Raw genomic sequence first — 22,158 nt, forward strand, 5'->3', positions numbered from 1 at the left:
TCCGGTGACGTCACTTCTTTACTCAAGGCAATATGACTACTCTTGAGAAATAATGCGTTATTTTCCCATATCCAGACTCCAATGTAATTAGATAATAGAAACATGACCAGATATGGCTTACGAGCACGTGTAATAACACTGACTCTCGCTCCCACTCTCATTATTGGCTTATTACTGAGCGGCTTTTTCTCATTTAACCGCTATCAGGATCTTGAGAAACAAGTCATTACCACCGGCAATAGCATCATTGAACCACTAGCCATTGCCAGTGAATCTCACTTACTGACAGAAAGCCGAGAAGCCGTTCGTCGCCTTATCAGCTACGCTCACCGCAAAAATTCGAAACTGGTCCGAAGCATTGCCGTCTTTGACTCGAACCACGAGTTATTTGTTACTTCAAACTTTCATCCCAATTTCGAAGCGTTGATGTTTCCGAAAGACAAACCAATCCCGCCATTGGGAAATTCGGAAATCTACGATAACTACCTGATACTGCGTGTGCCTATCTTATCTGAAGGTCATTATCTTGCGGATCTATCGAACAAAAGCCAAGCGACCAAAGCCATTGGTTATATTGCGGTGGAGCTCGACCTATCTTCTTTGCGCCTTCAGCAATACCAGGAAGTTTTCTCTGCATTTTTAGTGCTTATTTTAGGTCTTGGTCTGGCCAGCGTGTTTGCATCCCGCTTAATGCATGATGTCACTCAGCCGATCACTCACATGAAAAACGTCGTAGACCGTATTCGACGTGGACATTTGGACGTTCGTATTGAAGGCAAAATGCACGGTGAGCTCGATCAGTTGAAAAACGGTATCAACGCCATGGCGGTTTCTCTGTCGGAATACCACGTCGAGATGCAACACAGTATCGATCAGGCAACCTCTGACCTACGTGAAACCTTAGAGCAGTTGGAAATTCAGAACGTTGAGTTAGACATCGCGAAGAAGCGTGCACAAGAAGCAGCGCGGGTGAAGTCAGAGTTCCTGGCTAATATGTCTCATGAGCTACGAACACCTCTGAACGGCGTGATTGGCTTTACGCGCCAGATGCTGAAAACTCAGTTATCAAACAGCCAGACAGATTACCTTCAGACCATTGAAAAATCAGCAAATAATCTTCTCAACATCATCAATGACATTCTCGACTTTTCGAAATTGGAAGCAGGTAAACTGGCTCTGGAAAACATTCCGTTTGATTTCCGCGAAAGTCTGGAAGAAGTTATCAGCCTGCAAGCCACCAGCGCCCATGAGAAGGGGCTGGAAATCACGCTTAAAGTTGATCCTAAGATCCCACCTGGTTTGGTTGGTGACCCTCTGCGTATCCAGCAAGTTCTGACAAACCTGGTAGGTAACTCGATCAAATTTACTGAGCGTGGCAACATCGACATCAGTGTTGAGATGCGATCTCAGTCCGGCGATTCCGTTGAGCTGCAATTTATGGTGCGCGATACCGGTATTGGTATTTCAGAGCGTCAGCAAGCACAGCTGTTCCAGGCATTTAGCCAAGCCGATGCAAGTATTTCTCGCCGCTATGGCGGTACGGGGCTGGGGCTGGTTATTACTCAGAAACTGGTTAGCCAGATGGGCGGAGAAATTAGCCTAACCAGTCGCCTGCACCAAGGCTCAACCTTCTGGTTCACCCTGCGCCTCCATTCGACAGAGATGCCAATGAGTGATCTTATCGAAGTTGATCTTTTGACTGGTAAACAATTGCTGTTGGTAGAACCTAACATGCAGGCCGCATCTGTGACACAGCAGATTCTGAGCCAAGAAGGCATACTGGTAACCTATCGCTCATCCTTACCAGAAGTTGACGAGCATTATGATTATGTCTTACTGAATCTGGCGCCTAACCAGACTTACGATGAGCAATCCGTGACTGCTTGGATCGAACAAGCAAAACGTCTGGCACCAAGCGTAATCATGGGCACGCCAAGCACAGAACTTGCGCTTGCTGAACAGATCATGACTAATCATCATATTCAGTGCCTCACAAAACCTCTGTCGAGACGTCGATTGCTGCAAAGCCTTATCAGTGAGCGTGTTGAATCACCGCAACCTTTAATAACACCAATACCGACCGTACAAGAAGAGCGTTTACCGCTGCACGTATTAGCCGTTGATGATAACCCAGCGAACTTGAAGCTGATTGCAGCATTACTGAAAGAGCGTGTTAAAACAGTGACCGCTTGCAGTAACGGCCAACAAGCGGTGAATCTGGCGACTGAGAAGAAATACGACATGATCTTCATGGATATTCAGATGCCACATATGGATGGTGTGACGGCATGTAAGCACATCAAGCAAATTGAGCTTAATAAAGACACACCGGTGATTGCGGTAACCGCACATGCAATGGCTGGAGAGAGGGATCGACTTCTTGCTGCGGGTATGGATGACTACCTCACCAAACCGATAGAAGAACACGTGCTGCAACAGGTTTTGGTTCACTGGAACCCAAATGCCTGCACCGAAAGCGTAGGTAAAGTCGCGCCTTCTTATGTTGATGAAGATGAAAATACCATACCTAACGCGACAGAAACCGCTCATCAGGATGTCATTATCGATTGGCAAGCAGCACTAAAGCAGAGCGCTAACAAAGAAGACTTAGCGAAAGATATGCTGCGCATGCTGGTCGAATTTATTCCTGAAGTGGATGGCATTGTCTCCAAGGCACTGGAAGAAGAGGATTTCTCACGTGATGATCTCATTCATGTGATCCACAAACTGCACGGCAGCAGTTCCTACTGTGGTGTTCCAAGGCTGAAATCCCTATGTGCCACGTTGGAGCAGGCCTTACGCTCTGGTTCCAGCATTGAAGATATTGAACCTGAAATGTTTGAGCTTCAGGACGAGATGATTAAGGTGACAACAACCGCGAAGCTCTACCTCAGCAATGATGGTCACGTCCATGATTAAAAAAGCCAGAGCATCTGCTCTGGCTTTTTGCATTCGGCTTACTGATTAGGATTCAAGCAGTACAGTTGCTACCGCGTAGTGTCGTTCATCCGAAATAGAAAGGTGGATATGCTTTACGCCCATGGTGTGAGCGATTTGTTTCGCCACGCCGGATAACGCTAACACGGGCTTACCTAACTCATCATTAGTCACGCTAAAATCGTGAAAGGTTACCCCTTTCGCAATCCCCGTCCCTAATGCTTTAGAGGCGGCTTCTTTTACTGCAAAACGCTTGGCGAGATAACGTCCTTTCTGCTTTAGCTGTCCAAACTTGCTCATCTCTTCTTCACAGAGAATGCGTTGGGCGAATGACTCTCCACTGCGAACCAGCGCTTTTTCAATACGCTCAATCTCCGCGATGTCAGTACCTAAACCTAAAATAGCCATCCTTAATGCCTAATTATTTACGCGCTGCGACCATTAACGCTTTCATATCAGCCACGGCCTTTTCCAGACCGTCGAATACTGCACGGCCAATGATTGAGTGGCCAATATTCAACTCGTAAATCTCTGGCAGAGCCGCAATAGGAGCAACGTTGTGGTAAGTCAGACCGTGGCCCGCATTGACAATAATACCCAAATCATTTGCATAGCTTGCGCCTGCTGCGATTTTCTTCAGTTCAGCTTGCTGCTCTTCTTCAGTTTCCGCATCCGCATAGTGGCCAGTATGCAGCTCAACGTATGGAGCACCACATTGTTTTGCAGCATCAATCTGTTGACGGTCTGCATCAATAAACAGCGATACTTTGATGCCCGCTTCAGTTAGTTTCTCAGTCGCCGCCTTCACTTTAGCAAGCTGGCCAACCACATCCAAACCACCTTCTGTCGTCAATTCTTCACGCTTCTCCGGAACCAGACAAACGAACTCAGGCTTAGTTTTGAGCGCAATCTCAACCATTTCATCCGTTACCGCCATCTCAAGATTCATGCGCGTCTGGATAGTTTCACGCAAGATACGTACATCACGATCCAAAATATGGCGACGGTCTTCACGTAAGTGAATAGTGATACCGTCCGCACCCGCTCGCTCTGCGATTTCCGCAGCATGAACAGGATCCGGGTACTTTGTACCACGTGCATTACGCAATGTAGCAATATGGTCGATATTAACGCCTAAGTAGATTGAGCTCATTTTCCGTTACTCCGTGCTCTAGGAAAGTGTGTCTGAATGAACAATTCACGACTTTTTAAAGGTTTGCCGCCAAGATACGGCTTTAGTGCTATACGTGTAAAGCGTTTTGCCGCTTTTAACTGCCCTTTAGTGACGAACCGCCGCTCACTGATGGCAATCAATTCATTTCCTAAAAAAGTTAGGTTGTCACGCCTCACTGAAGCAATGAATCCCTTCTGCTCACGATAACGATAAGTCATATCAGGATCCACTGGCTCACCTGTCCCGGCACAGTGCATAAAATCGACGCCGTAGCCCATAGAAGAAAGCAATGCCAACTCAAAACGGCGCAGAGCTGGTTCTGGGTTATCACACTGAGCCAGCTCCGTTAATGCATGCAGATAATCATGAAAAAGCGCAGGCATTGGCACTTCCGCCATCAGTACTCGCCCCACTAACTCATTAACATACATGGCAGAGTAGAGATTGATACCGCTTAGCGGCAACCCAAGACTGATGGGCTCTGCTTGGCGCAAGGTTTTCATTGAACCTTTGCCTGACCATTTGAGTAATAAAGGCGTGAACGGCTGCAGTGCACCTTTCAGAGTCGAGCGTTTGCTGCGTGCGCCTTTTGCCATTAACGTGACGCGGCCGTACTCCTCGCTGAAAACATCAAGGATTAAGCTCGATTCACTGTATGGACGTCGGTGCAATACAAAACAGCGTTGGAAGCCTTCTGAGGACAGGTTTCTCATCTCAATCAGTGTGCCTAATAGTCTAGAATAAAAAAATAAGGAGCCCAGAGGCTCCCTATTTGAATCAATGCTGGAGCGAAGTGTCTTCGCTTCAAGCTTATAGATCGTCTATGTAACCTAGTGAACGCAGAGCGCGTTCGTCATCAGCCCAACCGGATTTCACTTTAACCCAAGTTTCCAGGTAAACCTTGCGACCAAACAGCTCTTCCATGTCCAGACGAGCTTCACGACCAATCGTTTTGATCTTCTCGCCGCCTTTACCAATCACCATTTTCTTCTGACCGCTACGCTCAACAAGAATCAGGGCGTTGATATGGAAGCCATCCGTTTCCGGATTGTAATCAAAACGTTCAATCTCAACCGTCACTGAGTATGGCAGCTCGTCACCCGTGAAGCGCATTAGCTTCTCACGCACGATTTCTGACGCCATGAAACGCTGAGAACGGTCTGTCACGTACTCTTCTGGGAAGTGATGCGCTGCTTTAGGTAAGTGATCTCGCACATGCTTGCGCAATACATCAAGGTTCTTACCGTGTTTAGCTGAGATTGGCACCACGTCAACGAAGTTCATCTTCTTCGACATGTCCATCATGTGCAGCATCACGTCGTTGCGGTCTTGCACGTTGTCTACTTTGTTGACACAAAGAACGACAGGGAAGTTCGCCTTCTGAAGCTTGTTCAGCACCATTTCGTCATCGTTGGTCCAGTGTGTACCATCAACCAAGAAGAACACTAGGTTCACATCACTCAGTGATGAGTTTGCAGCGCGGTTCATCAAACGGTTGATTGCGCGTTTTTCTTCGATGTGAAGTCCTGGAGTATCGACGTAAATCGCCTGGTAATCCCCATCGGTATCCACACCCATGATACGGTGGCGAGTGGTTTGTGGCTTACGTGACGTGATAGAAATCTTCTGACCCAGAATTTTGTTCAGAAGTGTCGATTTACCCACGTTTGGGCGACCAACAATAGCAATGAAGCCACAATGCTGGTTTTCTGGTGAACTTACTTCACCGTGTGATGCAAAATATGCATCAATGTCGAATTCGTTATCAGCCATTACTTAATTGCTCTAGTGCTGTTTCTGCTGCCGCCTGTTCTGCCTTGCGGCGGCTGGTGCCTTTACCGATTACAGGTTTATCCACACCTGCTACGTCGCACTCAACCGTGAACTCTTGGTTGTGCGCTTCACCTTTAATATTAGTCACTGTATAAACAGGCAGCGGTTTTCTTCTGCCTTGCAGGAACTCTTGTAGGCGAGTTTTTGGGTCTTTTTGTGATACACCAGGTTTAATAGCGTCAAGACGAGACTGGTACCAGCTCAGTACAATGCCGCGCACTTGTTCAATATCACTATCAAGGTAAATTGAACCGATAATGGCTTCTACCGCATCGGCAAGAATAGAGTCACGGCGAAAACCGCCACTCTTCAATTCACCTGGACCTAATTTTAAATAATCTCCTAGACCAAATTCACGGCCCAGTTCCGCCAATGTGTGCCCACGAACTAAGGTAGCGCGCATACGGCTCATGTCACCTTCGTTCACTTTTGGAAAACGATGGTACAGATCATCAGCGATGACAAAACTTAAAATTGAATCGCCCAGAAACTCAAGACGTTCATTGTGCTTACTGTGGGCGCTGCGATGAGTCAGCGCCAAGTTGATAAGCTCAGCATCTTTAAACTGATAGCCAAGCTTTCTCTCTAGTTTATCTATTGGAGAATTCATACTCTCTCGATATTAATGTTTATTTCTCTATATAGTTGGAGTTGCAGCTAGGCGACAAATAAATTCAGCCCTATGAGCATAGATGAACTATGTAATTAGGGCGTCCGGAGCTCCGGTGAATTTATGCAGTCAACGATGCTGCGACTTCAAATATGACGAGAAGTTAGTGAATGCCACCGATGCGGTTAAAACGCACACCTGTTGGAATCCATGAAGGTAGAACGCTATCTGCGCCACGCTCAAACTCGAAGCTGATCCAAATGGCGACAGCTTTGCCGACTAAGTTTGCTTCTGGGACGAAGCCCCAGTATCTGCTGTCAGCACTGTTATCACGGTTATCACCCATAACAAAGTACTGTCCTTGTGGTACAACCCATTCTGTTGTGCCGCTACGCGGAAAGTACTGCTCCACATGGTTGCGAACGATTGGGTTGACCAAAATATTGTGCTCAACGTTACCCAGTTTTTCATCCAATTGGATCATCGGGATACCATTTGAGCTAAATTGACTTTCTTTTACGTTACTTAAGTGTACAGGTTTACAATCAGAATCACCTTTCGTCTGAATACAAATCTGCTTATCCGTTGAATAACGCACAATATCACCCGGCATACCGACAACACGCTTGATGTAGTCAATGCTCGGCTGAGGCGGGTATTTAAACACCACAATATCGCCACGCTCCGGTTTGCCAGTTTCTAATAGCTCAGTACGCCACACAGGGTCTTTCAAACCGTAGGCGTATTTTTCAACCAGAATAAAATCCCCGACTAACAACGTTGGCATCATTGAGCCAGATGGGATCTGAAACGGTTCATAAATAAAAGAACGTAAGACGAGTACAAACGCAATCACAGGGAAGATAGATACGCTGTTTTCAACCCACCAAGGCTGGCGCTCCACTTTTTGCAGCGTAACTGCATCCAGACCATTGGTTGTTTGTGCTTCGATCTCTGCGACTTTTGCCTGACGTTTTTTCGCAAACACCAGCTTCTCCAAAAGCCAAACTACACCAGTTACCAAGGTCACGATAACCAGAATCAGTGAGAATGTATTCGCCATTAAGTTCCCTTATCTAAAAATGCGAAAGTGAAAGAGCGTTAACTCTTTCACTTATTTTAAGTTCTAACGTCTTATGACCAACAAGAATGGAACAAAGTTCAAATCTAGTCTTTGCCTACGTGAAGAATCGCCAGGAACGCTTCTTGAGGCAGTTCTACGTTACCGATCTGCTTCATACGTTTCTTACCTTCTTTCTGTTTCTTCAGAAGTTTCTTCTTACGGCTCACGTCACCACCGTAACATTTCGCGATTACGTTCTTACGTAGCTGTTTAACGGTAGAGCGCGCGATAATGTGGTTACCGATGGCAGCCTGAATCGCGATATCAAACATCTGACGAGGGATGAATTCTTTCATCTTCTCAACCAACTGACGACCACGAGTCTGAGACTGATCTTTGTGCGTGATTAGCGCTAGTGCATCCACTTTGTCACCGTTTAGAAGTACGTCTACACGAACCATGTTCGACTCTTCAAAACGTTGGAAGTTGTAATCCAGAGACGCGTAACCGCGAGAGGTTGACTTCAAACGGTCGAAGAAGTCGAGAACCACCTCAGCCATTGGGATGTCGTAAGTCACTGCGACTTGGTTACCGTGGTAAACCATATCAACCTGAATACCACGCTTCTCCACACACAGGGTGATAACGTTACCCAAGTAGTCAGCCGGTACCAGGATGTTACAACGTGCGATTGGTTCACGAATTTCAGCGATGTCGTTTATCGCAGGAAGTTTCGCCGGACTATCAACATAAAGAATATCGCCGTCTGTTTTCTTAACTTCGTAAACTACCGTTGGTGCTGTTGTAATCAGATCCAGATCGTATTCACGTTCAAGACGCTCTTGGATGATTTCCATGTGCAGCATACCAAGGAAGCCACAACGGAAACCAAAGCCTAGTGCTGCTGAGTTTTCTGGTTCGTAGAACAATGATGCATCGTTTAAGCTGAGTTTGCCTAGAGCATCACGGAAACTTTCGTAATCGTCAGATGCTACCGGGAATAGTCCTGCGTATACCTGAGGTTTTACTTTCTTAAAACCTGGTAGTGGTTTATCACTGCCATTCTTAGCCGTGGTCAAAGTATCACCTACTGGCGCACCCAGAATGTCTTTGATACCACAAACAACCCAACCTACTTCACCAGTATTCAGAACATCAGTGTCCACTTGCTTCGGAGTAAAGATACCAAGACGGTCTACACCCCAAGATTGGCCAGTGCTCATCACTTTGATTTTGTCGTTTTTCTTCAGTGAGCCATTTTTGATACGCACTAAAGACACTACGCCAAGGTAGTTATCAAACCATGAGTCGATGATCAGCGCTTGCAGTGGTCCATCTGGATCACCTTCAGGTGCAGGGATCGCTGATACGATGTTTTCCAGAACGTCATCAACACCCAGACCTGTTTTCGCAGAACAGCGGGTTGCGTCCATCGCGTCGATACCAACGATTTCTTCAATTTCTTCAGCAACACGATCTGGATCTGCTGCTGGTAGATCGATCTTGTTTAGGATTGGCACAACTTCCAGATCCATTTCGATCGCTGTGTAACAGTTAGCAAGTGTTTGCGCTTCTACACCCTGACCAGCATCAACCACCAATAGCGCGCCTTCACAAGCTGCCAGAGAACGTGATACTTCGTATGCAAAGTCTACGTGTCCCGGAGTATCGATGAAGTTCAGCTGATAGGTTTCACCGTCTTTAGCGGTGTAGTTTAGAGTCACACTCTGAGATTTAATGGTGATACCACGCTCACGTTCAAGATCCATAGAATCCAGAACCTGTGCGGCCATTTCACGATCGCTTAATCCTCCACAAACTTGGATTAGACGGTCTGACAGGGTCGACTTACCATGGTCGATGTGGGCGATAATCGAAAAGTTACGAATGTGCTTCATAGATTTAGGCTGACTAACTCTTTACAAATAAGGACAGTAAGAAAGCCATCACTGATGGCATTTCAATCAAGTTGGCCGATTCTACCGAATTTCGTTAACGGGCGCACGTAATTTAAGGTACATACCCAAATTACGTCGTGATGCGGGGTGCAAAGCTTACTGGATGGGCTCTCCAAGCACTCGAATCAAAGTAACTTGACGCTGTGATTCATCTTCCAGTGGACGAGAAACGCGTTTCGCTAACCACGCGCCACCAGCAGCAAAAACCACTGAAGATAAAATAATGATACCTTCTCCACCAGACATTAAAGGCGCAAATAATAGATGACCAAAGAGCGCACCAAGAATCAAACCGAACAGCGGTAATAAGTACACTGCCATGGCAGATTTAATTAAGCTGGATTCAGGGAAGCCGATTTCTACGATCTGCCCAATTTGCACTGATTTTTCTGTACGCAAATGCCATGACAAGCTTTTATTGCCTAAGGCTTTCGTCACCACACCAGTGCCGCAGCTTTTTTGCGAAGAACAGCTGCTGCAACTGGTTTGCTGCTCACAGCTCAAATCAATCTCATATTGCTTACCGTGACGCTCGACCCCTGTCACAGTCGCTAACGCGGTCATCATTGCACATTACTCATGTTTACTGGTTTTGGGTTACTTTAAATGTAACAGATTGAGCGATACGTTGCGCCGTTGCTGGCGGAATATCACCTACAACAGAAATTTCATAGTCACCGTTGACGTAGCTATGCAGCGTTCTGCGCCCCTGACGAACAAGCTGGCCTTTCAACGAGTGCTCATCTTTATTCGCAACATAGACAGAGAAACTAAATAAGCCATCCGAATACATTTGGCTCTCTACCATTTGCTCACTTACTGCCATACGGTACCGATTTAACTCATTCGGCTGAAAACCATCAGGTGTCCAACCGACAACCCAATCACTGGTACTTATATCACCTTTCGGCATAGTTAGCACTGCAGGTAGCTGAACCTCTTCCAGACCACTCATCAATTCGGCAATTTTCGGATTGACCGTGTATGAGATGGTGCGATATTGCTCCAGAACCTCGCCATCGCGGTCGATAAGATCTGCGCGCAGTGGGAGCTTGCTCTTTTCGTCTACCCAAAGGATGTAGGAATAACGCAAGCCATCTTTTGGTACGATACGTACAACCTGAGTCGCCACGCCCGCTTCACGAGCTCGCCCAACTTGCACATAATCGTAATAGAGGTTCAAGTCATCAATATTGGTATTTAACATAGGAATGGTTGGAGCAACCATGTTACCCGACTCGATGGTAAACGGTTCTGTTCCGGTTTCTATGTAGCTAACCTCTCTGCCACGACGAATGACTTCGCGTACAGGTCCGCTTAGATAGACAAGATGAGCGTATTGCGCTTCACCGTGAGATGAGTGACGGTACAGCAAAGGCTCAATGCTGTTCTTTTTGATAAGGATATAAGAGAGTTCGTAACTTAAATTCTTACTCGCCTCGCTCATTTGATGCAATAAAGCCTCCGCTGGCTTATCACCAGCAAAGGCTTGCGAAGACATCACACTGAACAGGGCGCAAGCGCTGATCAGAAATTTTTTCATTCAACATCCGAAGTCAGAGGTGCATCTTGCTGAGATACATCGCTGTTAATTCTTAATTGCAGTTCATAGTCTCGCAGCATAGCATGAACACGCTTACGTTGCTCCTGCATATTTGCTTCCCCCATTGAACGCTCTACGGATTCACGAGTCAAGCTCACTGGTTCCGCACTGCCTGCAAACGGAATAGTTTGCAATACAGGAAGTTGTTCTGTTTGAGACGACGTCGGATCGCTACCACCGTACTGCTGCACACCTAAAATGACGACTAAAGATACACATGCTGCAACAGCAACTTGCCCAAACTGAGTTAACCAACCTGGCAACTGACGTTTCGCTTTTTGCGGTTCTGGTTGAGACTCTTTTAGTGCGTCAGCAATTGAAATTACGTTTGCACTGTGCGAGTCGACAGCACGATGCACTGGCTCGTTTTCTAACGCTAACGCCACGCTTTCAGCAATATTCCACTCAGGTTTTGCTGGCGCTTCGCCTCGCATCACATCACCAATCAAGTGATAGTTTTGCCAAGCTTCACGGCTCTCTTGATCGTGCCCTAATTCCTGAATTAAAGCTTTATCGATCAATTCTCCATCCATGAGAGCTGAAAGTTTTTCTTTGTCAGCCATTGTTTTCACCATAGTTATTACTTGTACTAGCGCTATAAAAGAGGTTTGATTTTCTTTTCCACCGCTTCACGAGCACGGAAGATACGTGAGCGTACCGTTCCTACCGGGCAATCCATTACTTCAGCAATTTCTTCATAACTTAAGCCATCTAGCTCTCGTAACGTCATTGCTGTCTTTAAATCTTCAGGTAAGGCATCTATTGCACTGAACACTACCCGCTGCAATTCTTTGGACAACGTTAAGTTCTCAGGGTTCGAAATTTCTTTAAGTGCATTACCTGTTTCGTAAAATTCAGCTTCTTCAGCATCAACATCTGTCGCTGGAGGTCTGCGCCCTTGAGCCACAATGTGATTTTTCGCAGTATTCACCGCAATGCGATACAGCCACGTATAAAACGCACTTTCCCCACGAAAACTGGGGATAGCTCGGTAAGCCTTGATAAATGCTTCTTGTGCTACATCTGGTACATCGCCAGGATTACTTACGTATCTGGAAATAAGATTGCATACCTTGTTCTGATATTTCGTTACCAGCAGGTTGAATGCTTGCTTATCGCCATTCTGAACTCGCTCAATCAATACTTGATCGGTCAGCTGCTCGTTCATTCGAGCGGATACTCCTATTTGTTATGCCCCTACTCTTCTCAGATATGGGTACTATTTATGCAAAACGTAGTATTGACACCACTGCTTACTTGAGCACTATTGTGACTGCAATGTGAAAGAGAAAGTTCCATGGGTTCTCAATTTTTTAATCATTGTTTTTTCACAGTGTGATGTCATGCGCCAAATCCCTACTCTACTTAACTTAAATCTAAGTTTGTCAGACGAGCATATTAAGGGGAAATGGGTATAATAAACGTCCTCTGTACAAATTGTGCTGGGTAGAGCATGGAAAAGCAATGGCATTGAGAAACTATTACTTTTCATTTGCATGGCTGTTGGCTGTCTGAATAATGCGTTTTCAAATAAAACTCAGGGAATGTTCGTGTGTATCGGGGAAATTGACCTACGCATGTCAAAAAGAAGAGTGGCTCAAGTCACCAGAGTAACTGCAATTTAGATAAACCTCCCAACTTAGCCCTTCGTGACGGATGTCACGCTTATGAAAATGCACATGGTGTGCGAATAATATACAAGATAACGTTGTTGTCTTAGCTTGGGATTATGAAAGTAATATGAACACGAATCGTGAACATGAATGTGATGTGTTAGTGGTAGGGAGTGGCGCTGCAGGCTTGTCGTTAGCTTTACGTGTCGCGAACCACTGTAAAGTGATGGTACTAAGTAAAGGACCACGCAGCGAAGGGGCTACGTATTACGCTCAAGGCGGTATCGCAGCGGTGTTTGATGAATCAGATACAATCGAATCACATGTCGAAGATACGCAAATCGCAGGCGATGGTATTTGCGATGAAGAGACCGTAAGATTCATTGCAGAGCACTCTAAAGAATGCGTACAGTGGCTCATTGATGGCGGTGTACCATTCGACCGCGAAGAAGACGACTCGGATGAAGAACCTCGTTACCACCTGACTCGTGAAGGCGGCCACAGTTGTCGTCGTATTCTTCATGCTGCCGATGCAACTGGCATGGCAATGCAAACTTCCTTACAAGACAACGCTCACAATCATCCAAACATTCATGTTCTTGAACGCCACAACGCTCTTGACCTTATCACTGAAGATAAAATTGGTGGTGATAAAAACAAAGTGATTGGTGCTTACATTTGGAACCGCAACGACGAACACGTAGAAACGGTTCGTGCGAAATTTGTGGTTCTTGCCACTGGTGGTGCTTCAAAAGTCTATCAATACACGTCAAACCCGGATGTTTCATCTGGTGATGGTATCGCCATTGCGTGGCGTGCTGGCTGTCGCGTGGCAAACTTGGAATTCAACCAATTCCACCCAACCTGTCTGTACCACCCTGAAGCGCGTAACTTCCTGCTTACGGAAGCATTGCGTGGTGAAGGTGCATACTTGCGCCGCCCGGACGGTTCTCGTTTTATGCCAGACTTCGATGAGCGCAAAGAGTTAGCACCGCGTGATGTCGTTGCTCGAGCTATCGACTTCGAAATGAAACGTCTCGGTGCTGATTGTATGTACCTCGACATCAGTCATAAGCCTGCAGACTTCATCACCAAGCACTTCCCAACCATCTACTCTCGTTTGATGGATTTGGGTATCGATATGACCAAAGAGCCGATCCCGATTGTTCCTGCGGCGCACTATACCTGTGGTGGCGTCATCGTCGATAGAAATGGCTGTACCGATCTGCAAAACTTATATGCCATTGGTGAGGTGAGTTATACCGGCCTGCACGGCGCAAACCGTATGGCATCAAACTCACTGTTAGAGTGCGTGGTTTACGCATGGTCTGCAGCTAAGGATATTCTCAAGCACCAGTCTGAAGTCAAACTGGCGGCTAAAGTCCCTTGCTGGGATGAAAGCCAGGTAACTAACAGCGATGAAGAAGTTATCATTCAGCATAACTGGCACGAACTACGACTGTTTATGTGGGACTACATGGGAATCGTACGCACAGATAAGCGATTAGAACGTGCATTGCGCCGTATTCAAATGTTGCAGCAAGAGACACATGAATACTACAGCAACTTCCGTGTATCCAATAACCTGCTTGAGCTGCGTAACCTACTGCAAGTTGCCGAACTAATGGTTCGCTGTGCAATGCAACGCAAAGAGAGCCGTGGTTTGCACTACACCCTGGATTATCCTGAACAATTGGAAAATAGTGGGCCAACCATTCTCGTGCCTGCGAAGCAGAAAAGCGAATAATGACCCGTCAACAAGGAGCCTCGGCTCCTTGTTTCATTTCCCACTGACGCAATACGACAACAAGTTGGCGATATTGCTGCTCACTGCAACTGTCTCGCCAAACGGTCACATCATCACCTGATTCCAGTTTCAAAGAAACTTTTAAAGGAAAAGCCGATATGTCGACGTCTCTTAACTGCGTTTTACCTGATTCACTTCTGACCGTCCCATCGTAATGAACGTACCACCGCCCTTTACCAGCAGGAATAACTGAGCCGTGCTCAAAGTACAGCTTGGCAATCATTAATAACAAATGAATCGATAATACAATGGGGATGTCTGAGAGGGTGACAGCCCAAGTCATGAGGATGAGAAAAATGATATGAATGACTTGGGCAGTAATTGATAAAGAAAGCGTAAGATTAACGGACTTTGCTGAGGTTATGGGCGACAATTTTATCAACCATCGAGGCGTGACCTAGGTTTTCACTGCGGCCATGTCCCATTATCCAGGTGAACAAATCAGGATCATCGCACTCAAGCAGAGAAACAAAATCATGCTGTTCCTGTTCACTCAGCGCATCAAAGCACTCTTCAAAAAACGGCATAATAACCACATCAAGCTCAAGCATTCCACGACGGCAAGCCCATTTAATACGCGCTTTTTCTTCCGGAGTGTACATTCATTATTCCTTCATAGATGTCTTGTTGTTAATCCGGAGTGTAACAAGGGATGTGCTACGTCACTAGTGCCCCGGTCACAATACGATAGCTAAAGCTGACAAATGCTTCATCTACAATTAACATAGCTGAAAAATATCTTCAAAAGGCATTGTAATCATGGAATGGCAAACTCGCTTTTTAGCACTAGACCTCTCAACTCAGGATGCTTTACCCGAGCTATCTATCTCATTATTGGACAACCTAGGTATGATCACCATGGTTGGTGACGACAAAAAATCCTACCTGCATGGCCAGGTCACCTGCGATGTGGTTTCTCTTGAGCGAGATCAGTCAACGCTGGGAGCGCATTGTGACGCAAAAGGCAAAGTGTGGAGTGTTTTCCGTTTGTTCCATCACCAAGATGGCTACGGCATGATCCAGCCGAAATCAGCCATTGAAGTCGAGCTAAAAGAAATTAAAAAGTACGCCGTGTTTTCAAAAGTGACCATCGAGGAATCAAATGACATTATCCTTGGTGTTGCAGGAATCAAAGCTGATGAGTTTATCGCCAGCTTGAGTGAAGACGCGGGAGACGTTCGCGGAATTAACGGCGGTACTGCAGTCAAAGTCGCGGATAACCGATGGTTACTCGTACTGACCAGTGAAGCTGCGCAATCATTGGCTGAAAGCAGTGACGCAACACTGACTCGTCATGAGCTGTGGAGTCGTTTTGATATTGATTCTGCTCTGCCATTTGTGCCAGCGGCTGCGCAAAACGAGCACATTCCACAAGCACTTAACATACAAGCTCTTGGTGGCATTAGCTTTACTAAAGGCTGTTACACTGGGCAAGAAACCGTGGCACGTGCAAAATACCGCGGCACCAATAAGCGTGCGATGTACATCGTCAAAGGCGCAACAGCGACAAACCTAAGTGATGACCCGATAGAACTAGAACGTAGCGTTGGCGAGAACTGGCGTTCAGTCGGAACTCTGCTGACTCATTACCAATTTAATGACAACCAGGCTATCGGCTTGATTGTTCTGCCAAATAATTTAGATGACGACACCCGCTTACGCTTAGCTTCCCAACCTGAATGCGAATGGACCATCGCCGAACTGCCTTACAGCCTTGACGATGAATAAAACTATTCATACTCCTTTGATGCAGTACCTTGCCGAACAAAACATAACGTTTCGATTGCTACCGCATCAAAGACCCGCAACAACCATTGAGGATGCCGCGCAACAACGCGGCATTCGCCCCTCCCAGATGGTGAAAGCCATATTACTGCGCGATATGGGGAATCTTTATGCACTCGCGTGTGCACCAGGTGACCGCAGTGTTGATCCTAAAAAAGTGCGTTCTCTTCTCCAATGTCGGCGTATGACTTGTGTTGATCAAGCGGACGTTGAAAGCATTACTGGCTATCAAATTGGCACTGTCACACCACTGTTACTTAAGCGCCATATGCCTGTCGTATTTGACCGGAGCCTTTTTGAAGAAAGGGAAGTAACTATCAGTAGCGGTGATCGAATGGCCGGACTTGCTTTATCAATCGCTGATCTAGCAAGGTTATGCCAACCAACTGTGGCTGATATTTGCCGATAACTCTGCCTGACAATGTAATCGATTGCAACCACAAGCAAAAAATGCGATCGAAATCACATTTAACGTTATCACCTAAAGAATTTTTAATCATTTTTAAAACATAAATAGTCACCAGGGGAAAACTCGTATATGATGCTCGTGTTGGTCAAGTTTTCAACAGGACTTGGCCGACAAAAAGTGGTTTCGCGGATTTCCATAACAATATTTGTTAAATCAGCATCCCACTTTGTGTAATGCATCTGTGACTATTCGCCCGCTGAAGCGGGCATTTTTTTGTGTGAACTTTTTCTACACCTTTTCATCTAACATTGTGTGAAGCGATATGAAAACGGAATGAATGTTGGAAAAGAAACATTTAGCAAACATTCATTTTGCTTCTATTCTTAATCTTGTAACAAAACTATTGCTTAATGCCCCACGTAAGAAGGAGTGCAAAACAAGTTAATGTTCCTTCATAGGTGATATTTGAGGTAAGCCTCACGCTATTTAAGATATACACCTGTCATTTTGTTTGTGACAGCACAAATATCTAAACTGTTACATCTCACCTGTACTGAATAGTATTGCCATCACAATAATTTCGCGTCAAAAACGTAGAATAACCTGAGCTAGGTAAGAGAAAAGGAAAGTAAATATGAGACTGTTTAAGCGCTATACTCCAGGTATGATTGCTAAACATATAAGTCGTCTTTTTAAAGGAAGAATTTATATTTACGGGGTCGGTAGGTTTGAGTTTGATAATGGGAAACTGATACTGCCTGAAAAAGCGGAACAACGTCATTTCAGAGCGGTAAAAGAGATCAACCAGGAAATCATGAAACTCCGATGCGCATATGCTTAGCTAAACATCGATGATAAAAAGGCTGAATAATTCAGCCTTTTTTTGCATCCTTGTACCGTCCTAAATAAGGTTGACTCTTTACTGACGGGCTAATTCCGGTAGATGTCCTTTCAAACCAAGCGCTCGCTTCATGATCTCATCTTTCGCACCGGGCAGTTGTCCCGCTAAACTCAAGCCAATACCACGAACCAACTTCTTAGCCGGATTCTCACCGGAGAACAAATCACGAAAGCCTTGCATTGCGGCAATCATCTTGGCGGCTTCGGCTTTACGCCAGCGCTCGTATGCACGAAGGTTGCGCTTAGTTCCAATATCCTGCCCCTGCTTCCACAGCGTTAAGACTTCCTGAGCTAAACTTGCTGCATCCAGAAGCCCGAGGTTTACGCCCTGTCCAGCAAGTGGATGAATGGTATGGGCGGCATCGCCAACCAACGCCACACGCTCTACGACAAAGTCACGTGCATAACGCATTTTTAATGGAAAAGCGGCACGCTCACCCATCACTTCACACAAACCAAGTCGCACATCAAATTCGCTGGTTAACGCTTTATTGAAATCATGCTCATCCATTGCAAGTAGCTGCTCCGCTCGGTTTGGTTCCGTCGACCAAACAATAGAACACATGTTCGCTTGAGACATCGGCAACAACGCTAAAGGACCGTGAGGAGTGAAAATCTGACGTGCAATGTTGTTGTGAGGTTCTGCAGTTTTTACATTCGCAACCAACGCACAATGACCGTAATCCCAATGAGTGAGCGGAATGTCCATTTGATTACGTAACCAAGAGTTCGCACCATCCGCACCGACCACCAGTTTCGCCGTCATCGCTTGTCCATTATCCAGCGTTAACCAACTCTCCTGTTCACCAACCGCTAAAGTGGCGCAACGGGCTGGCATAAACAGCGTAACGTTGTCCTGTTTCTGAACTTGCTCCAGCAGTGCCAGTTGAATTACTCTGTTTTCAACAATATGACCCAAATCAGGCTGCGCCATACTTTGCGCATCAAACTCTATTTTGGCAAAGCTATCCTGTTCCCAAACCTCCATACCATAGTATGGAGACGCTCTGCGCTGTTCGATACCCTGCCAGGCTCCGAGCTTACGCAATATGGTTTCACTAGAGCGACTCAATGCAGACACGCGCACATCGGGTAGTTCATTAAGCTTATCGTCAGGTACGCTACCTTCTATGACAGCGATACGCAGGTCACTGTCTTTGAATGCGGCGGCAAGCGCCAACCCAACCATCCCACCGCCGATGATGGCGATATCTACACTTTGCATCATTGCTTTTACTTACCTAATAACTGATTTTACCTAAGAACTGATAGTTATCTAATTCGTTGCAACCGATCATCGTTTCACTAAGCCAAGAGTATGGCGCAGAAGTGGCTGCTTAAAAATAGAAAGGTTATCCATCGCGGCTAAAGCGGCATTACGCCCGATTCGCATCGCGGGTAAATCATTTGAAAAAATATGCACGAGCGAGCTCGTTAACCAGATGGTTTCACTGCGGTCGGTTTCGCGTCGCTGACTAAAACGCATTAGGCCCTGATAGCGCCCCGCGTCATCACTTTGTTTGACCACTTCTTCAGCTAGAGACACGACATCACGGATCCCAAGGTTAAAACCTTGCCCCGCAATAGGATGAAGCGTTTGAGCAGCATTGCCTACAATAGCAAAGCGGTGCGAAATGTTCTGCTTACGATGACGCAGTAACAGAGGATAGCTTGCGCGCTGTCCTACTTTCTTCAGAGAACCTAAACGCCAGCCAAAATCTTGCTGTAGTCGTGCGAGAAAATCGCTATCTGAAAGCGCTAAAACCGCCTGCGCTTCGTCAGGATGCAAACACCACACTAACGACATACGATTGTCACTCATCGGCAGCAAGGCAACAGGGCCATTCTCTGTAAAACGTTCAAACGCACGGCCTTGATGGGGCTCCTGAGCCAAAATGTTAGCAATCACGGCAACTTGTTCGAAGTCGTGTTCAGAGAGGTCCAACCCTACTTGCTGGCAGCATTGTGATACCGCTCCGTCGGCGGCCACTAATAGCTTCGCGACAAGCTTTTCACCGCTGCTTAGTTCAACACTGGCATGATCTTGCTCTCGCTCGATATAGGTGACAGAGTCTGGACAGAAGAAATCTATTGAAGCACTCTTCGAAAGCAGGTTCTGGTACACACGGCCAACATCTGCTAATTCAACGACGTACCCGAGAGCCTCTACCCCAACCTCTTGCCTGGTGATGTCCGTCATCCCTGCATGAGAACGATCGGAAACATGAATATGTTCAATTGGCGTAGCAAACGGCTCAATGCCTGACCACAGCTGTAAATGGCGTAACAGGTTAACAGTGCCATAAGACAAAGCTATCGACCGTGAATCAAAACCTGGGTGGGCATCTGACTGAGCCTTAAATGGCTCAACAACAGCAATTCGCAAAGTCTCGAGAGATAAATGCTCAATCGCCAGAGCCAACGTCGCCCCGGCCATAGCACCACCAGCAATGACTACATCATATTGCCTCATGCTTACCTCTGCTGAACACTCAATGATTAATGGATAGTTGGTTTGCTGTCACTGCTTTCAGGGCGCGCACCAAACTCTGCATGGATAGTAAGTACACAAGCTTTAACGTGTTCGATTACTTGTTCAAGCAATTGTGCCTGCTCAGCAAGATCATCATCTTCATCAATACCAAGTTTGGCGATTTCTTCTAAGTCAGCCAATGCTTCTTTGACATCGTCAGACGCTTTACTCAGCGTAATACCCGCCAAACCAAGGCCAGAGATAAAATGGTTTACAAAATCGGATAAGCCATCGGCTAAAGCAAACAAGCCTTCTTCGCCTGACTCATCTGGCAGTAATATAGACAACTCCATTGAAGAACCAGTCAGTTCATCAGCGGTTACTTTGAACACACTTTGTGCAAATGTCAGAGCCGTTGTTGGCCATCCCATGCCATCATTGGTGTAATCAAACAAAATTGGTTGCCAGGTTTGATCGTTAATCGCCAATCCACCACTTAGCATGCCGACAAGTAAACCGTGCAGCTCAGCAGGTGTAACTGCCAGACTTGCAGATTGTAACTCAGCAGCAATAGATTGGTATTCAGGAAGGGTGATTTCACTCATAGCTTGGCTCATTCTTGCGTAATAATGTATCGACATATCCTACCATCAAGCCTAGTCGTCCGAAACGACTATCAAAATCATTTTGGACACCATTTGCTCAATTTGCCGAATTCCTGTGTGATCACGTCATCATTTCTCTTTCTGTGATGGGAAATGCTTGAATCTTAAATGCGGTTTTCCTATAGTTTCCTCCTCGGTAGTTGTATAGAGCAACACCTTAGATAGCGCGAATATAGAGTTTATTCATCATGAGCAATCAAGCGATCGACGTTCAAATACTAGGCAAAGTAACACGAGTAAATTGTCCCGCAGGACAAGAGGACTCTCTCGTTGCAGCGGCAAAAGATCTCGATCGCCGATTGAAAGAGATGAGCAATCGTACTAAGGTAACCAATGAAATTCAGCTACTGACATTTGCCGCATTAAACATTTGTTATGAATTGCAGACCAAATCATACGAATCGAGCGGCCAACAGCAAGAAATGACGGAGCGAATGGAAAAGCTCACTGCGTCTTTAGAAAACGCACTAAGTAAAGTTACGCAAGGACAGCAGTAGATACAAAATTTACCCTGGGGTGTGCGTCAGCAGGATGTAAGTCCCCGAGCCGATAAGCAATACCTAAGGGTTAGTACTTGATGACTATTGAGCAAGCTTGGCATGTACCGAGAAGCCTACGGTTATCATTGCTGATCCGCCTTGAACTAGCTGGTTCAAGGGCCACAATCCTCAACGGCACCCTGGGGTATCCTCTATGTCTCAACTATCTCGACAAGATTTCCGCAAACTGATTCGTGAAAAACGTAACGCTCTGTGTAGCGATACGCAGTTCCAAGCAGCTCTTGATCTTGTTACACAATTCTCTCAACTTCCTGAAATCCAACGCTCGCAGCATATCGCGATTTACCTATCTGCTGATGGTGAGCTAGATACCAAGCCGCTTATCGAATGGCTATGGCAACAAGAGAAGTCGATTTACCTGCCAGTTATCCATCCATTTTCCAAAGGTCAGCTACTGTTTCACCAGTATGTCAGTGACGATCAACTGGTTTACAACAAGTATGGCATTCTTGAGCCCAAGCTCGATATTCGCCATCTGATACCGGTTCGTCAGCTCGATCTTATCTGCACACCTTTAGTTGGCTTTGACAGTATTGGCCACCGTTTAGGCATGGGCGGAGGGTATTACGATCGTACACTTTCCCGCTGGTTTGCTACCGGCGACGGTGCTGTGCCCGTAGGTATTGCCCACGATTGCCAGCATGTTGATCGTCTTCCGATTGAAAGTTGGGATATTCCACTACCCAAGATCGTGACCCCAAGCCGAATCTGGCAATGGGAAAACTAACACTTACCCGCTATAATCACGCCGCAAACGTTAACGAACAT

23 protein-coding genes and 1 other RNA gene are annotated in these 22,158 nt (G+C 46.1%); 8 read left to right on the forward strand and 16 right to left on the reverse strand.

Annotation, left to right across the window (positions count from 1 at the left end; all coding sequences use genetic code 11):
* Positions 1-102: 102 nt before the first annotated feature.
* Positions 103-2,919 carry a two-component sensor histidine kinase BarA gene (gene barA, locus WJM94_RS19845; RefSeq protein WP_444495912.1) on the forward strand — a complete coding sequence of 939 codons (2,817 nt, stop codon included), beginning with the start codon at positions 103-105 and terminating at the stop codon, positions 2,917-2,919.
* Between the two features lie 45 nt (positions 2,920-2,964).
* Here barA and acpS read toward each other — a convergent pair whose 3' ends face one another.
* From acpS to rpoE, 11 genes are all read right to left on the reverse strand, one after another.
* On the reverse strand, positions 2,965-3,345 hold the full coding sequence (acpS, locus tag WJM94_RS19850) for a holo-ACP synthase (protein ID WP_444495913.1): 381 nt from the start codon (positions 3,343-3,345) through the stop codon (positions 2,965-2,967).
* Between the two features lie 13 nt (positions 3,346-3,358).
* The gene (pdxJ, locus tag WJM94_RS19855) at positions 3,359-4,090 is read right to left on the reverse strand and encodes a pyridoxine 5'-phosphate synthase (protein WP_444495914.1); all 732 of its coding nucleotides are present in this window, start codon (positions 4,088-4,090) and stop codon (positions 3,359-3,361) included.
* Positions 4,087-4,824: a DNA repair protein RecO gene (gene recO / locus WJM94_RS19860; protein WP_444495915.1), complete on the reverse strand. Its 738-nt coding sequence runs from the start codon at positions 4,822-4,824 to the stop codon at positions 4,087-4,089. The genes pdxJ and recO overlap by 4 nt, the downstream gene beginning before the upstream one ends.
* A gap of 97 nt (positions 4,825-4,921) precedes the next feature.
* Positions 4,922-5,884, reverse strand: coding sequence for a GTPase Era (era, locus tag WJM94_RS19865; RefSeq protein WP_444495916.1), 963 nt, complete (start codon positions 5,882-5,884; stop codon positions 4,922-4,924).
* The gene (gene rnc, locus WJM94_RS19870) at positions 5,877-6,554 is read right to left on the reverse strand and encodes a ribonuclease III (RefSeq protein WP_444495917.1); all 678 of its coding nucleotides are present in this window, start codon (positions 6,552-6,554) and stop codon (positions 5,877-5,879) included. Before rnc ends, era begins: the two co-directional genes overlap by 8 nt.
* Positions 6,555-6,717: 163 nt before the next feature.
* Positions 6,718-7,617, reverse strand: a complete 900-nt coding sequence (gene lepB / locus WJM94_RS19875; RefSeq protein WP_444495918.1) for a signal peptidase I — start codon at positions 7,615-7,617, stop codon at positions 6,718-6,720.
* Positions 7,618-7,721: 104 nt separating this feature from the next.
* Positions 7,722-9,515, reverse strand: coding sequence for a translation elongation factor 4 (lepA, locus tag WJM94_RS19880; protein ID WP_444495919.1), 1,794 nt, complete (start codon positions 9,513-9,515; stop codon positions 7,722-7,724).
* Between the two features lie 156 nt (positions 9,516-9,671).
* Complete coding sequence (locus WJM94_RS19885; protein ID WP_444495920.1) at positions 9,672-10,142, reverse strand: SoxR reducing system RseC family protein; 471 nt, start codon at positions 10,140-10,142, stop codon at positions 9,672-9,674.
* Positions 10,143-10,158: 16 nt separating this feature from the next.
* A complete protein-coding gene (gene rseB, locus WJM94_RS19890; protein WP_444495921.1) occupies positions 10,159-11,118 on the reverse strand; it encodes a sigma-E factor regulatory protein RseB in 960 nt (319 codons plus the stop codon).
* Entirely contained in the window at positions 11,115-11,741 is a 627-nt protein-coding gene (locus tag WJM94_RS19895) for an RseA family anti-sigma factor (protein ID WP_444495922.1), read from the reverse strand. The genes rseB and WJM94_RS19895 overlap by 4 nt, the downstream gene beginning before the upstream one ends.
* A gap of 32 nt (positions 11,742-11,773) precedes the next feature.
* On the reverse strand, positions 11,774-12,346 hold the full coding sequence (gene rpoE / locus WJM94_RS19900) for an RNA polymerase sigma factor RpoE (RefSeq protein WP_444495923.1): 573 nt from the start codon (positions 12,344-12,346) through the stop codon (positions 11,774-11,776).
* Positions 12,347-12,918: 572 nt separating this feature from the next.
* Here rpoE and nadB point away from each other — a divergent pair.
* The gene (nadB, locus tag WJM94_RS19905; protein ID WP_444495924.1) at positions 12,919-14,538 is read left to right on the forward strand and encodes an L-aspartate oxidase; all 1,620 of its coding nucleotides are present in this window, start codon (positions 12,919-12,921) and stop codon (positions 14,536-14,538) included.
* Between the two features lie 7 nt (positions 14,539-14,545).
* On the opposite strand, the gene WJM94_RS19910 is transcribed toward nadB, so the two are convergent.
* Both WJM94_RS19910 and WJM94_RS19915 read right to left on the reverse strand, forming a co-directional pair.
* On the reverse strand, positions 14,546-14,980 hold the full coding sequence (locus WJM94_RS19910; protein WP_444495925.1) for a protein YgfX: 435 nt from the start codon (positions 14,978-14,980) through the stop codon (positions 14,546-14,548).
* Complete coding sequence (locus WJM94_RS19915; protein WP_182011201.1) at positions 14,940-15,200, reverse strand: FAD assembly factor SdhE; 261 nt, start codon at positions 15,198-15,200, stop codon at positions 14,940-14,942. Before WJM94_RS19915 ends, WJM94_RS19910 begins: the two co-directional genes overlap by 41 nt.
* 157 nt (positions 15,201-15,357) lie before the next feature.
* Between WJM94_RS19915 and ygfZ the strand changes: the two genes are divergently transcribed.
* From ygfZ to WJM94_RS19930, 3 genes are all read left to right on the forward strand, one after another.
* Positions 15,358-16,326 carry a tRNA-modifying protein YgfZ gene (ygfZ, locus tag WJM94_RS19920; RefSeq protein ID WP_444495926.1) on the forward strand — a complete coding sequence of 323 codons (969 nt, stop codon included), beginning with the start codon at positions 15,358-15,360 and terminating at the stop codon, positions 16,324-16,326.
* Complete coding sequence (locus WJM94_RS19925; protein ID WP_444495927.1) at positions 16,319-16,792, forward strand: aminoacyl-tRNA deacylase; 474 nt, start codon at positions 16,319-16,321, stop codon at positions 16,790-16,792. Before ygfZ ends, WJM94_RS19925 begins: the two co-directional genes overlap by 8 nt.
* 634 nt (positions 16,793-17,426) lie before the next feature.
* A complete protein-coding gene (locus WJM94_RS19930) occupies positions 17,427-17,633 on the forward strand; it encodes a DUF1107 domain-containing protein (protein ID WP_041153835.1) in 207 nt (68 codons plus the stop codon).
* A 78-nt stretch (positions 17,634-17,711) separates the two neighbouring features.
* On the opposite strand, the gene WJM94_RS19935 is transcribed toward WJM94_RS19930, so the two are convergent.
* From WJM94_RS19935 to WJM94_RS19945, 3 genes are all read right to left on the reverse strand, one after another.
* Positions 17,712-18,920, reverse strand: a complete 1,209-nt coding sequence (locus tag WJM94_RS19935; protein ID WP_444495928.1) for an FAD-dependent 2-octaprenylphenol hydroxylase — start codon at positions 18,918-18,920, stop codon at positions 17,712-17,714.
* A gap of 66 nt (positions 18,921-18,986) precedes the next feature.
* The gene (ubiH, locus tag WJM94_RS19940) at positions 18,987-20,165 is read right to left on the reverse strand and encodes a 2-octaprenyl-6-methoxyphenyl hydroxylase (RefSeq protein WP_444495929.1); all 1,179 of its coding nucleotides are present in this window, start codon (positions 20,163-20,165) and stop codon (positions 18,987-18,989) included.
* A gap of 26 nt (positions 20,166-20,191) precedes the next feature.
* Complete coding sequence (locus WJM94_RS19945; RefSeq protein ID WP_444495930.1) at positions 20,192-20,770, reverse strand: YecA/YgfB family protein; 579 nt, start codon at positions 20,768-20,770, stop codon at positions 20,192-20,194.
* Positions 20,771-21,018: 248 nt separating this feature from the next.
* Between WJM94_RS19945 and zapA the strand changes: the two genes are divergently transcribed.
* The 3 genes from zapA (at position 21,019) to WJM94_RS19960 (ending at position 22,117) form a co-directional block, all read left to right on the forward strand.
* Positions 21,019-21,327, forward strand: a complete 309-nt coding sequence (gene zapA / locus WJM94_RS19950; protein WP_444495931.1) for a cell division protein ZapA — start codon at positions 21,019-21,021, stop codon at positions 21,325-21,327.
* A gap of 8 nt (positions 21,328-21,335) precedes the next feature.
* Positions 21,336-21,520, forward strand: a non-coding RNA gene (gene ssrS, locus WJM94_RS19955) — 6S RNA.
* A 3-nt stretch (positions 21,521-21,523) separates the two neighbouring features.
* Complete coding sequence (locus WJM94_RS19960) at positions 21,524-22,117, forward strand: 5-formyltetrahydrofolate cyclo-ligase (RefSeq protein ID WP_444495932.1); 594 nt, start codon at positions 21,524-21,526, stop codon at positions 22,115-22,117.
* Positions 22,118-22,158 lie beyond the last annotated feature (41 nt).

The sequence above is a fragment of the Vibrio sp. YIC-376 genome, from assembly GCF_052353105.1.
Taxonomy (GTDB): domain Bacteria; phylum Pseudomonadota; class Gammaproteobacteria; order Enterobacterales; family Vibrionaceae; genus Vibrio.

What these genes read in the sequence shown, in the direction of transcription:
- barA (WP_444495912.1), top strand. Translation starts at nt 103, where the DNA reads ATGACCAGATATGGCTTACGAGCACGTGTAATAACACTGACTCTCGCT.
- acpS (WP_444495913.1), bottom strand. Translation starts at nt 3,345, where the DNA reads ATGGCTATTTTAGGTTTAGGTACTGACATCGCGGAGATTGAGCGTATT.
- pdxJ (WP_444495914.1), bottom strand. Translation starts at nt 4,090, where the DNA reads ATGAGCTCAATCTACTTAGGCGTTAATATCGACCATATTGCTACATTG.
- recO (WP_444495915.1), bottom strand. Translation starts at nt 4,824, where the DNA reads ATGAGAAACCTGTCCTCAGAAGGCTTCCAACGCTGTTTTGTATTGCAC.
- era (WP_444495916.1), bottom strand. Translation starts at nt 5,884, where the DNA reads ATGGCTGATAACGAATTCGACATTGATGCATATTTTGCATCACACGGT.
- rnc (WP_444495917.1), bottom strand. Translation starts at nt 6,554, where the DNA reads ATGAATTCTCCAATAGATAAACTAGAGAGAAAGCTTGGCTATCAGTTT.
- lepB (WP_444495918.1), bottom strand. Translation starts at nt 7,617, where the DNA reads ATGGCGAATACATTCTCACTGATTCTGGTTATCGTGACCTTGGTAACT.
- lepA (WP_444495919.1), bottom strand. Translation starts at nt 9,515, where the DNA reads ATGAAGCACATTCGTAACTTTTCGATTATCGCCCACATCGACCATGGT.
- WJM94_RS19885 (WP_444495920.1), bottom strand. Translation starts at nt 10,142, where the DNA reads ATGATGACCGCGTTAGCGACTGTGACAGGGGTCGAGCGTCACGGTAAG.
- rseB (WP_444495921.1), bottom strand. Translation starts at nt 11,118, where the DNA reads ATGAAAAAATTTCTGATCAGCGCTTGCGCCCTGTTCAGTGTGATGTCT.
- WJM94_RS19895 (WP_444495922.1), bottom strand. Translation starts at nt 11,741, where the DNA reads ATGGCTGACAAAGAAAAACTTTCAGCTCTCATGGATGGAGAATTGATC.
- rpoE (WP_444495923.1), bottom strand. Translation starts at nt 12,346, where the DNA reads ATGAACGAGCAGCTGACCGATCAAGTATTGATTGAGCGAGTTCAGAAT.
- nadB (WP_444495924.1), top strand. Translation starts at nt 12,919, where the DNA reads ATGAACACGAATCGTGAACATGAATGTGATGTGTTAGTGGTAGGGAGT.
- WJM94_RS19915 (WP_182011201.1), bottom strand. Translation starts at nt 15,200, where the DNA reads ATGTACACTCCGGAAGAAAAAGCGCGTATTAAATGGGCTTGCCGTCGT.
- ygfZ (WP_444495926.1), top strand. Translation starts at nt 15,358, where the DNA reads ATGGAATGGCAAACTCGCTTTTTAGCACTAGACCTCTCAACTCAGGAT.
- WJM94_RS19925 (WP_444495927.1), top strand. Translation starts at nt 16,319, where the DNA reads ATGAATAAAACTATTCATACTCCTTTGATGCAGTACCTTGCCGAACAA.
- WJM94_RS19930 (WP_041153835.1), top strand. Translation starts at nt 17,427, where the DNA reads ATGAGACTGTTTAAGCGCTATACTCCAGGTATGATTGCTAAACATATA.
- WJM94_RS19935 (WP_444495928.1), bottom strand. Translation starts at nt 18,920, where the DNA reads ATGATGCAAAGTGTAGATATCGCCATCATCGGCGGTGGGATGGTTGGG.
- ubiH (WP_444495929.1), bottom strand. Translation starts at nt 20,165, where the DNA reads ATGAGGCAATATGATGTAGTCATTGCTGGTGGTGCTATGGCCGGGGCG.
- WJM94_RS19945 (WP_444495930.1), bottom strand. Translation starts at nt 20,770, where the DNA reads ATGAGTGAAATCACCCTTCCTGAATACCAATCTATTGCTGCTGAGTTA.
- zapA (WP_444495931.1), top strand. Translation starts at nt 21,019, where the DNA reads ATGAGCAATCAAGCGATCGACGTTCAAATACTAGGCAAAGTAACACGA.
- WJM94_RS19960 (WP_444495932.1), top strand. Translation starts at nt 21,524, where the DNA reads ATGTCTCAACTATCTCGACAAGATTTCCGCAAACTGATTCGTGAAAAA.